Source organism: Enterobacter sp. E12 (assembly GCF_014596715.2).
Lineage (GTDB): Bacteria > Pseudomonadota > Gammaproteobacteria > Enterobacterales > Enterobacteriaceae > Enterobacter > Enterobacter bugandensis.
In genome coordinates, this window is sequence record NZ_CP115601.1 from 1,976,246 (window position 1) to 1,989,632 (window position 13,387).

Here is a 13,387-nt window from a genome sequence, read left to right on the forward strand (position 1 = left end):
AACAGGATGAAAAATGAGAATGAGTGTCAAACAGTTACGCGCGTTTTTAGCGGTAGCTCACACTCTCAATTTCGTGCACGCCAGCGAACGCTTAAATCTCTCCCAGCCGGCCCTGAGCCTGACGATTAAAAGTCTGGAAGACGCGCTCGGCGGCCCGCTCTTGCAGCGGAGCACGCGCAAGGTTGCCCTTACGCAGGAAGGGGAGACGTTTCTGCCGATGGCGCGGCAGCTGCTTGCCGACTGGGATAATGTGGAGGAGGCGATGCACCAGTGCTTTACCCTGCAGCGCGGCAAAATCTCGGTCGCGGCGATGCCGTCATTTGCCGCCAACGTTTTACCGGAGGTGCTCAAGGCGTTTCGCGATCGCCACGCCGGGATCAACGTCACCGTGCATGACGTCATTAACGAGCAGGTGATTGAGATGGTGCGGGAAGGGCGGGTTGAGATGGGGATCGCCTTTGAGCCGGCCCCCACGCACAACCTGCTGTTTACGCCGCTGGGGCTCGACAGGTTTGTCGCCATTGTGCCGAAGGACTCCGCGCTGGCGGGCAAAAAGCGGCTGGCCTGGGAAGAGCTACTGACGCTGGATTTTATTACCCTGCAGCGCCCGTCGGCGGTACGTCTGATGATGGAGGAGGAGCTGGCCCGAAGCGGCAGAAAGCTGGACGTGGCGCTGGAGAGTCATCAGCTGGTGACGGTAGGTCGCATGGTCGCCAGCGGGCTGGGCGGCAGTGCCGTACCGGCGCTCTGCGAAGCGCAGATGACGGCGCTGGGCGCGGTCTGTATACCGCTGGATAATCCGCCCATTGAAAAGTGCATCGGAGCAATCCATCCGGGGCACACGCAGCTCTCTAAAGCGGCGCATGCCCTGCTTGAAACGCTGAAGGATTTTTACCAGCCCGCTCACGGGGCGAGAAATACCTGCGGTACGGGGTGATCCGGATGGCTGCCGACGCGCACCTGCGCGCCGTACCAGCGCGCCAGCGTCCCGGCCTGCAGCACGTCCTCCGGTGTGCCACTGGAGACCAGCCTGCCGTTGTGCAACAGCAGAATGCGATCCGCCCACAGCGCCGCCAGATTGAGATCGTGCAGCACCACGCACACGTGGAGATGACCCCGACGGGTCAGGGATCTCATCAGGCGCAGCAGATGCTGCTGGTGGTAGAGATCCAGCGCGGAGGTGGGCTCATCAAGAAACAGCCAGCCGCGCGGGGCTCCGTCGCACCAGAGCTGGGCCAGCGCGCGGGCGAGCTGGATCCGCTGCTGCTCGCCGCCGGAGAGCGTCGAATAGCGTCTGCCCGCCAGCGGTAGACAGCCCGTTATCGCCATCACTTCCTCAACTACCGACGCTTCAGGGGAGCGAGTCCAGGGCGCGCGTCCCATACCGACCACCGCGTCCACCGGCCAGTCGAATCCGGGCTGAGTATTCTGGCGCATCACCGCCCGGTAGCGCGCGAGGGTATCCGGCGGCCAGTCCGCAAGCGGCGTTCCGGCCAGAGTGCAGCGTCCGCTTGCGGGTTTGAGATAGCCGGTAAGCAGCCGCAATAACGTCGATTTCCCGGCACCGTTGGGGCCAATCAGGGCGACCAGCTCACCCTGAGAGAGGGTAAGCGACACATCGTCGATCAGCGTCCGCTGCCCGGCGTGAAAGAAAATCTTCTCTGCACAATAGCGTTCAGCCATGCGTACCTCCGCGACGAAAGATAAGCCACAGGAACCACGGCGCGCCGAGAAGGCTGGTCAATAACCCGACGGGCATCTCCGCCGGAGAGACCAGGGTGCGCGCCAGCGTGTCGGCAACCAGCAGCAGCAGCGCACCGGCCAGCACCGAGCCGGGTACGACGGCCCGGTGGTCGGCCCCCAGCCACATGCGCATCAGGTGCGGCACCACAAGGCCAATAAAGCCGATCACGCCGCTGACGGCTACCGCCGCGGCAACCAGCAGGGCGCTGCACAGCAGCAGGATCCGCTGTACCATCGCGACATCCACCCCGAGATAGTGCGCCTCTTCATCGCCCAGCTGCAGCAGGTTGAGCGGGGCGGCCAGCCGCCAGATAATCATCACCGCGGGCACCATCAGCGACGTTACCGCCAGCAGGGTGGACCACTGCGCCTGCCCGAGGCTGCCCATTCCCCAGAGGGAAAGCTGGCGAAGCTGGGCATCGTTGCTGAGCCATGAGAGCACCCCGACGGCCGCGCCGCACAGGGCGTTGATGGCGATCCCCACCAGCAGCAGGCGGGACAGGGAGCCGTGACGCTGCTGGCTAAGCAGGAAGATAATGACGGTTGCGGCCAGCGCACCGAGGAACGCCGCGAGCATCGGGGCATACAGCATCAGCAGGGCAGGTAACGCGGCGGGAATGACCACCCACAGCGCCACCGCCAGCGCCGCGCCGCTGCTGATCCCCAGCAGACCCGGGTCTGCCAGCGGGTTGCGGAACAGCCCCTGCATCACACAGCCGGCCAGCGCCAGCGCTCCGCCAATCACCAGCGCCAGCAGTACGCGGGGCAGGCGAATGGTAAGCCAGATCTGACGCATGGCCTCATCGCTGCCGCTCCACAGCAGGCTGACCGGCAGGTGCAGTGCCCCAAACCCGGTCGCGGTGAGCGTCATGATGCTCAGGATCGCGGCCAGCATCCACAACGACAAGGCGATCCGCCGGGACATCAGGGCAGTTGCTCCGCTTTGGCGCGCAGCTGCTGGATGGCATCCGGCGTTCTCACGCTGAAGCCCAGCAGCGCCATATCATCAATCGCCAGCACCTGCCTGTTCCGTCCCGCCGGGGTTTGCGCCAGACCGGGCAGCTTCCACAGGTTTTCTTCGCCGCCCAGCGCGTTCACGCCGTCCTGCGAAATCACCACCAGGTCGGGCTGGCTGGCAATAACCCCTTCCTGAGACAGCGGCTGATAGCGGGTGAATCCCTGCATCGCGTTCTGCAGCCCGGCGGCACGGATGGCGGCGTCTGCACCGGTCTGCTGCCCGGCGGCCATTGCGGTCATTCCCCCGTGGTTGAGGATAAACAGCACCCGCTTGTTGAGGGGCGCGGAGGGCAGGGCCGCCAGCGCCTGACGCAGCGTGTGGCGCAGGGCTTCCCCCTCGGCTTCATGGTGCGTAGCGTTGGCAATCACCCGAACCTTTTCGTCAATGACGCTCAGGTCGTTGCGGCCGGGAACGGTTACTACCCTGACGTGACTTTGTTCGACCTGCTTCAACGCCAGAGACGGCTGCGCCTGGTCGCTGGCCAGCACCAGCGTGGGGCGCATGGACAAAATGCCTTCGGCGTTAAGCTGGCGTAAATATCCCACGTCAGGCAGATCGTTTGCTGCCTGCGGCCACTGGCTGGTACTGTCGCGCGCGACCAGCGAAGACTGCGCGCCAAGCGCGTAGACAATCTCCGTCACGTCGCCGCCAAGGGCGACAATTTTCTCCTGCGCGGCGGCAAACGCCACCAGAGGCAGGGCGCTCAGCAGGGCTAACCACGTTTTCATGCGGCCAGCCCTTTTGGCGTCAGGGCGTCAATCTGGCTGCGCCACTGGCTCTGCTCCGGCTCACCTTCGGTACGCTGGCCGTAAAGCTGGGCGATTTGCGTGCCGTCGGCGGCAAACAGCTCCAGGCTGGTGACGTGGCCGTCAGCCGTGGGCTTGCGCGTCACCCAGCTCTCTGCGATCGTCTCCTCCAGCAGATGCAGGGTAAAGGCAGGGTTAAAGACGTTCAGCCAGCCTTTCATCGGCACGACTTTTTCCACCGCGCCGGTGAAGATCTGCACGCAGCCGCGGTTGCCGACGAAGACCATGATTTCGTTGCCGTCCCGGCGTGCCGCTTCCAGCAGCTGTGCCAGCGCGCTGTTCTCCACCTTACAGGCCAGGTCGTCGCCCACCAGGCGAAACGCCTGCTGACGGCTGAGATTGTGGCGCTTGAGCAGCCTGAAGAACTGATGCACGTCGGTCATGGCGCGCCACTCCTTGTCCACCAGAGCGGCATCCGCGTTTTCGGCGTGAGCCGGGACATCCCCAGCGCTCAGCTCAAGCGGCGGGTTATCGGCAAAGATAAAGCGGGTCAGCACGTCGCCCCAGGCGGCGAGGTCGGTGTTGTCCGTGGTGTAGACCTTCAGCACCGCATCGCCCTGACGATCGAAGAACTGAATGCTCTGTCGCTCGCCGCGGGCGGTGGTTTCGCTGAGGTGAAACGCGCTCGCCCATTGGTTGAGGAACAGGCGCAGATCCAGCGCGCGAGGGTTCAGCACCAGCCCGGCGTGGCCGTTCAGGTGTTGGTTGGTGAAGCTGCCCACCTGCTCGTGAACGGCATACTCGTTGCGGCAGATGCACTTGGTTTCACCCACGGCTTCCAGCGCGCCCAGAATATCGCGGATTTCGCCGCGCAGTCGCCAGGCGTCATGGCCCACTCGGGAAAAGGTCAGCTCCGCTTCGCTGATGTTCATTAACCCTGCGATGTCTCGCGCATACTTACCCGGATTTTCTTCTTTTAGCTCAAGCCAGCGTGCGTAGTGATGCATTGTCTTATCCTTCTGAAGAGTGGCCCCGAAGGGAATTACCACTGATAGCTTACGAAAATCTTGCCGTTACGACCGTCCTGCGGAATACCCTGTGGAGACCAGTACTCCTTATCAAAGGCGTTGCCGAGCACCAGCGTGGTGGTGACGCCCTTGAGCTGCTCCTGGCCCTTATAGCTGACGTAGAAATCGTTAACCGCATAGCCCGGTTGCTTGCTGTAGCTGCTGCTGACGTGGGTTGAGCGATCGGCAAAGGTGCCGATCCAGCCCACGGAGAAACCGCTTTGCGCCACCGGAACGTCCAGCTTGCTGGTAACGGTATCCGGGTTAATGCTGGAGATGTACTCGCCCGTATCGGTATCTTTCCCGCGGGTGCGGTTATAGGCCACGTCGAGGCTAAACAGATCGGCCGAGTATTTTGCCATCACGTCCCAGCCCCAGATTTTGGCGTTCGGAACGTTGTACGACATGGTGGTCGCGGCGGCAAAATCGACGGTTGTGGAGATATAGTCTTTGGCTTTGGTATCGAAATAGCTGGCCTTAAACTCCAGCGCGTCGTTGGCGAGCATCAGATCGTCAAAGCGCAGGCCAAAACCAAACTCCTGCGTTTCGTTGGTTTCCGGGCGCAGGTTCGGGTTCGGCACCCAGTAGTTGGTGTAGAAGCGGCCAATGGAGAAATGTTTGGCGTCGTTATACATTTCTCCCATGGTCGGCGCGCGGAAGGCCTGCGCGTAAGATCCGAACAGCATCAGCCAGTCGGTGGGGCTGACGGTTAACCCGGCGCGGGAGGACCATTTATCGGCATCGACATCGTCGTAGCCATTGCTGCTGCCGCGGTAGTTGTCATAGCGCGTGCCACCCAGAAGGGTGACGGGCAGATCGCGCAGGGTGATTTCATCCTGCAGCCAGCCGGAGCTGAAGTCGATTTTCGCCTCCGGGAAGCCGGTCGTGGCACCGCCCGGACGCTGCTCCTGACGATAATATTCTCCGCCGTAGGTCAGCAGGTGAGAGGCAAAAGAGTCGCTGAACAGGCGGGTACGGTTTTCCACCTTGCCGCCTTTGGTGGTTTGCTTGCGGAACTCGCCGGTGTTGTCGATGTTCTGGGCATTAATGCGCGCTTCGGACCAGTAAACCTTCGCATCGGCGTTCAGCCAGTCGTATCCTTCCGGCGCAATGTGGTAGCCAACCTGCGCATCGCGCTGGATGGTGGAGCGGTCGGTCATCGGGTTGCTGCTATTGGCATCAGAGGTTTGCGGGTTTTTCGGCTCCTGCGCGGCGTTGTTGTAGTAGCGCAGAGCGCCGCTGAGCGTCTGGGCCTGGTCGATTTTCCAGCTGCCTTTCGCCAGCATGTTATTGATGGATTCGTCGTTCGGCGCCGTCGCACCGTCGCTCTGGCGGATATCGCCGCGGTCGCGGCTGGACCACGATACCAGGCCGTCCAGGGTATCGGTACGGCCATAGGCGCTGGCCCCCAGGCCGAGGCTGTGGTCCCCCGTTGCGCCGGTACCAAACACGCGATAACCGCTGTTTTTGCCCGGTTCCAGCAGCTCTTTGGCGTCGACGGTGTCATAGGAGATGACGCCACCCAGCGCGCCGCTGCCGTAGAGCAGCGCAGACGGACCACGCACCACTTCAATACGTTTAATCAGCGCCGGATCGAGGAACGTGCTGTTGAGGTGCCCGGTGTCGGTACCCTGGCGCACGCCGTCGACCAGCACCAGAACGCCGCGGCGGTCGTAGCCGCGCAGGTTAACGTCCTGACCGTTAGTGCGGCCGGTGCCGTCCAGCGTCAGACCGGGCACGTTGCGCAGCAGGTCGGCGGCAGAGCTGGCGGTCTGTTTTTCCGGGGCGGTGGCGTCAACCACGCTCACCATCATCGGGGCTTCGAAGGCGCTACGGGCGTTGCCTGTGGCGGTGACGGTTATTTCATCTGCGGCAGCAAACGCGGCGCCAGGCAGGGTGCTGACAATCGCCAGCGCCAGAAGGGACGGGCGTAAACGTGCGTTATGCAGGTGTAGCATAGCAACTCTCCATAAAGTATCGAAAGCGCTGGCTGCCTGGGGATCACCTGGGTGGCTGGCGAAAGTTTTGGTTTATTTTGTGAGGATCAGTTTTCCGGCATTCGTCTGGCGCAGCAGATACTGCTGGCCGTCATGCTCGATAATCACCCGGCCTTCCTCACCCAACAGGCTTTTGCTGTCGATGCGGCGATCGGTGGAAGCAGGGGATGGCGCTGTGAGTGTTTTTACTGGCGTTGCCGCGCTGTTATCGGTCGGTGACATAATGTTTATAAATAACAATCAATGTAACAATGATAATCATTATCAATAAACTGCAAATTCACGGCAAGCGTTTTTGTGAAAATTGTGTGACGGGATCAAATTCAGGGGGAGGCGATGCGGCCTGATGCCCTCACCCCAACCCTCTCCCACGGGGAGAGGAAGAAGGGCGCGAACCGTAGGTCGGGTAAGCGCAGCGCCACCCGACAATAACATCAGAAGCGAGAATCAACCGCCGCTGCCAGCTTCTCCAGCAGCAGCTCGCTGTCTTCCCAGCTCAGGCACGGGTCGGTGATCGACTGACCGTATACCATCTGCTGTCCGGCAACGATTTTCTGCGTGCCTTCTTTGATAAAGCTTTCGGCCATGATCCCGGCAACGGCGGTCGAGCCGCTGCGGATCTGCTGACAGACCTCATCGCAGACGTCAAGCTGGCGGCGATGCTGCTTCTGGCAGTTGCCGTGGCTGAAATCTACCACCAGATGTTCCGGCAGGTCGAATTCGGCCAGCGTTTCACAGGCGGCAGCGATGTCTTGTGCATGGTAATTAGGCTTCTTCCCGCCGCGCATAATGATATGCCCATACGGGTTACCGCTGGTCTGGTAGATGGTCATATGGCCGTTCTTGTCCGGCGACAGGAACATATGGCTGGCACGCGAGGCGCGGATCGCATCGACCGCAATCCGGGTGTTGCCGTCGGTCCCGTTTTTGAAGCCGACCGGACAGGAGAGGGCTGAGGCCATCTCGCGGTGGATTTGGCTTTCGGTAGTGCGCGCGCCAATCGCGCCCCAGCTGATCAGATCGGCGATAAACTGCCCGGTCACCATGTCGAGAAACTCGGTGGCCGTCGGCACGCCCAGCTCGTTGACCTGCAACAGCAGCTTGCGCGCCAGCTCGATGCCGTGGTTCACGCGATAGCTGCCGTTAAGGTCAGGGTCGGAAATCAGCCCCTTCCAGCCCACCACGGTACGCGGTTTTTCAAAGTAGGTGCGCATCACAATCTCAAGGCGATGCTGGTATTTTTCCCGCAGCACCTGAAGTCGTTTTGCATAATCCATCGCGGCATCCAGATCGTGGATGGAGCAGGGCCCAATCACCACCAGAAGACGCTTGTCTTCACCATTGAGGATTTTTTCAATGCGGCGGCGGGAGGCCGTCACATGTTCCGCGACCGCGGCGGAAACGGGGTGCCGCTCGGCCAGTTCAGCCGGGGTGACCAGGCTGTCTATGCGCGCCGTGCGGAGTTCATCGGTTTTATTCATGACTTGTCTCAGAAAATTTTTGCTTCATCGGCAGACTACCGGGAAGTGATGGGCATCACATTAAACCAATCCCTGCTGATTTCAAGTTCGGGGCGACACCGCCCCGCTGTTGAAAAGGATGATACATGAATCTGAGCTAATGTACTAGCTTATTAGTACATGCGGCGGTTAAGCCCCATGATGTCGAGAATTTTGGTGGCGATCTCTTCTACCGAATAGTTCGTGCTGTTCAGCCACGGGATCTGGTTTTTGCGGTACAGGGCTTCCACTTCGGAGACCTCCATCCGGCACTGGCGCATCGAGGCGTAGCGGCTGTTCTCGCGGCGCTCTTCGCGGATCGCCGCGAGACGTTCCGGGTTAATCGTCAGGCCGAACAGCTTGTGCTGCAGCGGCTTAAGGGCGGCGGGCAGCACCAGGTTATCCATATCGTCAGCAATAAACGGGTAGTTGGCGGCGCGAATGCCGAACTGCATCGCCAGGTAGAGGCTGGTTGGCGTTTTGCCGCAGCGCGACACGCCGAGCAAAATCACCTGCGCCTGGTCGAGGTTGCGCAGCGAGATCCCGTCGTCGTGCGCCAGGGTGTAGTCGATGGCGGCAATACGCGCGTCATATTTGGTCAGGTTGCCGGGGTTCAGCCCGTGAGTGCGGTGGGCGATAGGCGTCGGGTCAAGCTTCAGTTCGCTCTGGAGCGGGGCCACCAGCGCCTGCACGATATCCTGGCAAAAGCCTTCACTTTGCAAAATGATGTGGCGAATCTCAGGAATAACGATGGAGTAGAACACCAGCGGGCGCACGCCGGTCTGCTGGAAGATGGCGTCAATCTGGTCCTTCACCGCTTTGGCACGGCTCTCATTTTCCACAAACGGCAGCGTGATGCTGTTAATCGAAACGGGGAATTGCGACATCACCGCGTGGCCCAGCACCTCGGCGGTGATCGCCGTACCATCAGAAATATAAAAAACGTGACGATCGACAGCATTATCCATTTTACCCACCCTGAATATCGGACCTAATTGTCTGAAAGCATAAATTAAAAAAGTTAATTGCACAGCAAAGAAGTTATCTGAATTTAAAATGAAATGATGTTTTTGATTTTCCTGAAAAGCGGATTTCATTTTTCAAATAGCGACTTTATTTTTGTGGTTTCTGGCTGAATATAGAGGAATCATCAGCTTATTGGCTGGTGGGAAACTATCCGAAAAGTTAAAATTTAAATTGCTTACACGATTCACCGTTTTTTTAGCGCAAATAATTATGCCAGTATAAATACGTAGTCAGGTGTTACTTACTCCGATCAAATATCACAAAAGGATTGTTTCGATGTCCAACAATGGCTCGTCACCGCTGGTGCTTTGGTATAACCAACTCGGCATGAATGATGTAGACAGAGTTGGGGGCAAAAATGCCTCCCTGGGTGAAATGATTACAAATCTGTCCGGTATGGGTGTCTCCGTACCAAACGGGTTTGCCACGACCGCCGACGCGTTTAACCTGTTTTTAGACCAGAGCGGTGTAAACCAGCGCATTTACGACCTGCTGGATAAAACGGATATTGATGACGTCACCGAGCTTGCCAAAGCCGGGGCACAGATCCGCCAGTGGATCATCGACACACCTTTCCAGCCGGAACTGGAAAAAGCTATCCATGACGCGTACAACCAGCTCTCCGCTGACGACGCGCAGGCCTCCTTTGCCGTACGTTCTTCTGCGACCGCAGAAGACATGCCGGACGCGTCGTTTGCCGGACAGCAGGAAACCTTCCTGAACGTTCAGGGCTACGATGCGGTGCTGGTGGCGGTGAAGCACGTATTTGCTTCCCTGTTCAACGACCGCGCCATCTCCTATCGCGTGCACCAGGGCTATGACCATCGCGGCGTGGCGCTCTCCGCGGGCGTGCAGCGCATGGTGCGCTCGGACGTGGGTTCCTCCGGCGTGATGTTCTCCATTGATACCGAATCCGGCTTCGACCAGGTGGTGTTCATCACCTCCGCGTGGGGCCTGGGTGAGATGGTCGTGCAGGGCGCGGTGAACCCTGACGAATTCTACGTACACAAGCCTACGCTTGCCGCGGGCCGTCCGGCGGTGGTGCGCCGCACCATGGGCTCGAAAAAAATCCGCATGATTTATGCCCCAACCCAGGAGCATGGCAAGCAGGTTAAGATTGAAGATGTGCCGCAGGAGCAGCGCGACCGCTTCTCCCTGACCGACGCCGAAGTGCAGGAGCTGGCGAAGCAGGCGGTGCAGATTGAGAAACACTATGGCCGTCCGATGGATATCGAATGGGCGAAAGACGGGAACACCGGCAAGCTGTTTATCGTTCAGGCGCGCCCGGAAACCGTCCGCTCACGCGGTCAGGTAATGGAGCGTTATACGCTGCACGCGCAGGGTAAAATCGTGGCGGAAGGCCGCGCCATCGGTCACCGCATCGGTGCCGGTCCGGTCAAAGTGATCCACGACATCAGCGAGATGAACCGTATTGAGCCAGGCGACGTGCTGGTGACCGACATGACCGACCCGGACTGGGAACCGATCATGAAGAAAGCGTCGGCTATCGTCACCAACCGCGGCGGCCGTACCTGTCACGCGGCGATCATTGCCCGCGAACTGGGTATTCCTGCGGTTGTCGGTTGCGGTGATGCTACCGAGCGCATGAAGGACGGACAGAACGTGACCGTCTCCTGTGCCGAAGGCGACACCGGCTACGTCTACGCAGATATCCTCGACTTCAGCGTGAAGAGCTCCAGCGTGGATACCATGCCGGATCTGCCGCTGAAGATCATGATGAACGTCGGTAACCCGGACCGCGCGTTTGACTTCGCCTGCCTGCCGAACGAAGGCGTTGGTCTGGCACGTCTGGAATTCATCATTAACCGCATGATCGGCGTTCACCCGCGCGCGCTGCTGGAGTTTGACGACCAGGACACGAAGCTGCAGAACGAAATCCGCGAGATGATGAAAGGCTACGACTCGCCGAAAGAGTTCTACGTCGGTCGTCTGACCGAAGGGATCGCCACGCTGGGTGCCGCCTTCTATCCGAAACGGGTGATAGTGCGTCTGTCTGACTTTAAGTCTAACGAATACGCCAACCTGGTCGGCGGCGAGCGCTACGAGCCGGAAGAAGAGAACCCGATGCTGGGCTTCCGCGGGGCCGGACGCTACGTGTCCGACAGCTTCCGCGACTGCTTCGCGCTGGAGTGCGAGGCGGTGAAACGCGTGCGCAACGACATGGGGCTGACCAACGTCGAAATTATGATCCCGTTCGTGCGTACCGTGGATCAGGCGAAAGCGGTGGTGGACGAGCTGGCGCGTCAGGGCCTGAAGCGCGGCGAAAATGGGCTGAAGATCATCATGATGTGTGAGATCCCGTCCAACGCCCTGCTGGCCGAGCAGTTCCTGGAGCACTTCGACGGCTTCTCTATCGGCTCGAACGACATGACTCAGCTGACGCTGGGCCTGGACCGCGACTCCGGCGTGGTTTCTGAGCTCTTCGACGAGCGTAACGAGGCGGTGAAAGCGCTGCTTTCCATGTCCATCCGCGCGGCGAAGAAGCAGGGTAAATACGTCGGGATTTGCGGTCAGGGTCCATCCGACCATGAAGACTTTGCCGCCTGGCTGATGGAAGAGGGGATTGACAGCCTCTCCCTGAACCCGGACACGGTAGTGCAAACCTGGCTGAGCCTGGCGGAACTGAACAAGTAACGGCAACACGATCGCAAAAAGGCGAGGATTTTATTCCTCGCCTTTTTTATTTCACCTCAAATTTGCTCACCATCACAAATAATCTAAAAAACCAAATATCATAATTTGTCTGTTAATTAAGACAATTGTTAGTGCGCAACGCGTTGCTAATACTTGAGCCTTACTGCGCATTTCCCTTCAGATGATGCGCAACTGGTTGAAATACGTTTTAACCTGATAAAAAGGCAAATAACAATGACACTCTCCTCTGTATTGCGTACCAAAGATAAAATAGGTTATGGCTTAGGTGATATGGCCAGCGCGCTGGTCTGGCAAACGGCCACATTATTTCTTGCTTATTTCTATACCGACGTTTTTGGTTTGCCTGCCGCGATCATGGGTACCATGTTTTTAGTGGTGCGTGTGGTCGATGCGTTTGTCGACCCGTGTATTGGCGCGCTGGTTGACCGCACGCAGACGCGTCACGGCCGTTTCCGTCCCTGGCTGCTGTGGTTTGCTATTCCCTTTGGCGTAAGCTGCCTTATTACCTTCTACGTACCGGACGTCGGGCCGACGGCAAAAATCGTTTATGCCTGCGTGACCTACGCGATTTTAAGTCTGATTTACTCCGCCATTAACGTGCCTTACTGCGCCATGCCGGGCGCGCTGACGCTGGATCCGCGCGAGCGTCACTCCCTGCAGTCCTGGCGTTTTGGCCTGTCATTTATTGGCGGGTTGATCGTAACGGTTATCGCTCTGCCGCTGGTCTCATTGTTGGGCCAGGGCAACGTGCAGAAAGGCTATTTCTTTGCTATGAGCCTGATGGGGCTGCTGGGAATTGTGCTGTTCTTTTGCTGTTTCCTGATGACCCGCGAACGTTATTCCCCGCGCAATGATACCTCCGGTTCCATGCTCACCGATTTAAAACTGCTGGCCGGTAACAGCCAGTGGCGCATTGTGTTTGTGTTTAATATTTTGCTGTTAACGGCGGTGGTGACGCGCGGCTCTGCCACCATGTATTACGTCAACTATGTACTGTTGCGCCCGGAGCTGGTTTTTGCCTTTATTGTTTCTGGCATGGTGGCCTCGCTAAGCGGCGCGTTATTATCTGAACGCCTGCTGGGGAAATTTGACCGCGTACGCGCTTATCAGTGGACGATAATGTCCTTCGTCATTTTCGGCGCGCTGATTTTCTTCCTGCCGCCTTCGCAGGTGTGGCTAATCTTTGGCCTTAACATTATCTTTAGCTTTATTCAAAACCTCACCACGCCGCTCCAGTGGACCATGTTCTCTGATGTGGTCGACTACGAAGAGCATCGCAGCGGCCGCCGTCTGGACGGGCTGGTCTTCTCTACCGCACTGTTCGCCATCAAGTTTGGCCTGGCGCTGGGCGGGGCGGTGGTCGGCTGGGTGCTCGGCATGGTGGATTACGCCCCGGGCCAGGCAGCCCAGGCGCCACACGTGCTCTCCACCATCAACGCGCTGTTCACCCTTATTCCGTGCGCGCTGTTCCTCTGCATGGTAGCACTGCTTTCCATCTACAAGCTCAACAGCCGGCTGGTGGATTCCATCGCCCGGGAGCTGGCCAGCAAGCGTGAGGTAAGACCCGACGCGGAGCAGCTCAGCCCGGCAACCCCTTCCGCACTACAGGAGTAAA

11 protein-coding genes are annotated in these 13,387 nt (G+C 59.2%); 3 read left to right on the forward strand and 8 right to left on the reverse strand.

Going from position 1 to position 13,387, the window contains the following annotated elements; genetic code table 11:
- The first annotated feature begins 13 nt into the window (after positions 1 to 13).
- The gene (locus IB212_RS09415; RefSeq protein WP_041910429.1) at positions 14 to 937 is read left to right on the forward strand and encodes a LysR family transcriptional regulator; all 924 of its coding nucleotides are present in this window, start codon (positions 14 to 16) and stop codon (positions 935 to 937) included.
- Here the strand turns inward: IB212_RS09415 and IB212_RS09420 are convergent.
- The 8 genes from IB212_RS09420 to IB212_RS09455 all read right to left on the reverse strand — a co-directional run bounded on the left by IB212_RS09420 (position 904) and on the right by IB212_RS09455 (position 9,038).
- A complete protein-coding gene (locus tag IB212_RS09420; protein WP_041910427.1) occupies positions 904 to 1,683 on the reverse strand; it encodes a heme ABC transporter ATP-binding protein in 780 nt (259 codons plus the stop codon). The genes IB212_RS09415 and IB212_RS09420 overlap by 34 nt on opposite strands.
- A complete protein-coding gene (locus IB212_RS09425) occupies positions 1,676 to 2,668 on the reverse strand; it encodes an iron ABC transporter permease (protein ID WP_041910425.1) in 993 nt (330 codons plus the stop codon). The genes IB212_RS09420 and IB212_RS09425 overlap by 8 nt, the downstream gene beginning before the upstream one ends.
- Positions 2,668 to 3,489, reverse strand: coding sequence for a hemin ABC transporter substrate-binding protein (locus IB212_RS09430; RefSeq protein WP_041910423.1), 822 nt, complete (start codon positions 3,487 to 3,489; stop codon positions 2,668 to 2,670). The genes IB212_RS09425 and IB212_RS09430 overlap by 1 nt, the downstream gene beginning before the upstream one ends.
- Entirely contained in the window at positions 3,486 to 4,514 is a 1,029-nt protein-coding gene (chuS, locus tag IB212_RS09435) for a hematinate-forming heme oxygenase ChuS (RefSeq protein WP_041910420.1), read from the reverse strand. The genes IB212_RS09430 and chuS overlap by 4 nt, the downstream gene beginning before the upstream one ends.
- A gap of 35 nt (positions 4,515 to 4,549) precedes the next feature.
- On the reverse strand, positions 4,550 to 6,532 hold the full coding sequence (locus IB212_RS09440) for a TonB-dependent hemoglobin/transferrin/lactoferrin family receptor (protein ID WP_041910419.1): 1,983 nt from the start codon (positions 6,530 to 6,532) through the stop codon (positions 4,550 to 4,552).
- A gap of 72 nt (positions 6,533 to 6,604) precedes the next feature.
- Positions 6,605 to 6,793, reverse strand: a complete 189-nt coding sequence (gene hemP / locus IB212_RS09445; protein ID WP_041910417.1) for a hemin uptake protein HemP — start codon at positions 6,791 to 6,793, stop codon at positions 6,605 to 6,607.
- 212 nt (positions 6,794 to 7,005) lie between these two features.
- Positions 7,006 to 8,052: a 3-deoxy-7-phosphoheptulonate synthase AroH gene (gene aroH / locus IB212_RS09450; RefSeq protein WP_041910415.1), complete on the reverse strand. Its 1,047-nt coding sequence runs from the start codon at positions 8,050 to 8,052 to the stop codon at positions 7,006 to 7,008.
- Between the two features lie 152 nt (positions 8,053 to 8,204).
- Positions 8,205 to 9,038 (reverse strand): pyruvate, water dikinase regulatory protein, encoded by an 834-nt coding sequence (locus IB212_RS09455; RefSeq protein WP_028012835.1) that lies wholly within the window; start codon positions 9,036 to 9,038, stop codon positions 8,205 to 8,207.
- Positions 9,039 to 9,372: 334 nt separating this feature from the next.
- On the opposite strand from IB212_RS09455, the gene ppsA reads away from it, so the two are divergent.
- Positions 9,373 to 11,751 carry a phosphoenolpyruvate synthase gene (gene ppsA / locus IB212_RS09460; RefSeq protein ID WP_041910413.1) on the forward strand — a complete coding sequence of 793 codons (2,379 nt, stop codon included), beginning with the start codon at positions 9,373 to 9,375 and terminating at the stop codon, positions 11,749 to 11,751.
- A 234-nt stretch (positions 11,752 to 11,985) separates the two neighbouring features.
- Complete coding sequence (locus IB212_RS09465; protein WP_188245661.1) at positions 11,986 to 13,386, forward strand: MFS transporter; 1,401 nt, start codon at positions 11,986 to 11,988, stop codon at positions 13,384 to 13,386.
- Position 13,387 lies beyond the last annotated feature (1 nt).

Bases quoted from the DNA above. Each gene is read 5' to 3' on its own strand.
- IB212_RS09425 (WP_041910425.1), bottom strand. From the start codon at position 2,668: ATGTCCCGGCGGATCGCCTTGTCGTTGTGGATGCTGGCCGCGATCCTG.
- hemP (WP_041910417.1), bottom strand. From the start codon at position 6,793: ATGTCACCGACCGATAACAGCGCGGCAACGCCAGTAAAAACACTCACA.
- aroH (WP_041910415.1), bottom strand. From the start codon at position 8,052: ATGAATAAAACCGATGAACTCCGCACGGCGCGCATAGACAGCCTGGTC.
- IB212_RS09440 (WP_041910419.1), bottom strand. From the start codon at position 6,532: ATGCTACACCTGCATAACGCACGTTTACGCCCGTCCCTTCTGGCGCTG.
- IB212_RS09455 (WP_028012835.1), bottom strand. From the start codon at position 9,038: ATGGATAATGCTGTCGATCGTCACGTTTTTTATATTTCTGATGGTACG.
- ppsA (WP_041910413.1), top strand. From the start codon at position 9,373: ATGTCCAACAATGGCTCGTCACCGCTGGTGCTTTGGTATAACCAACTC.
- IB212_RS09420 (WP_041910427.1), bottom strand. From the start codon at position 1,683: ATGGCTGAACGCTATTGTGCAGAGAAGATTTTCTTTCACGCCGGGCAG.
- IB212_RS09465 (WP_188245661.1), top strand. From the start codon at position 11,986: ATGACACTCTCCTCTGTATTGCGTACCAAAGATAAAATAGGTTATGGC.
- IB212_RS09430 (WP_041910423.1), bottom strand. From the start codon at position 3,489: ATGAAAACGTGGTTAGCCCTGCTGAGCGCCCTGCCTCTGGTGGCGTTT.
- IB212_RS09415 (WP_041910429.1), top strand. From the start codon at position 14: ATGAGAATGAGTGTCAAACAGTTACGCGCGTTTTTAGCGGTAGCTCAC.
- chuS (WP_041910420.1), bottom strand. From the start codon at position 4,514: ATGCATCACTACGCACGCTGGCTTGAGCTAAAAGAAGAAAATCCGGGT.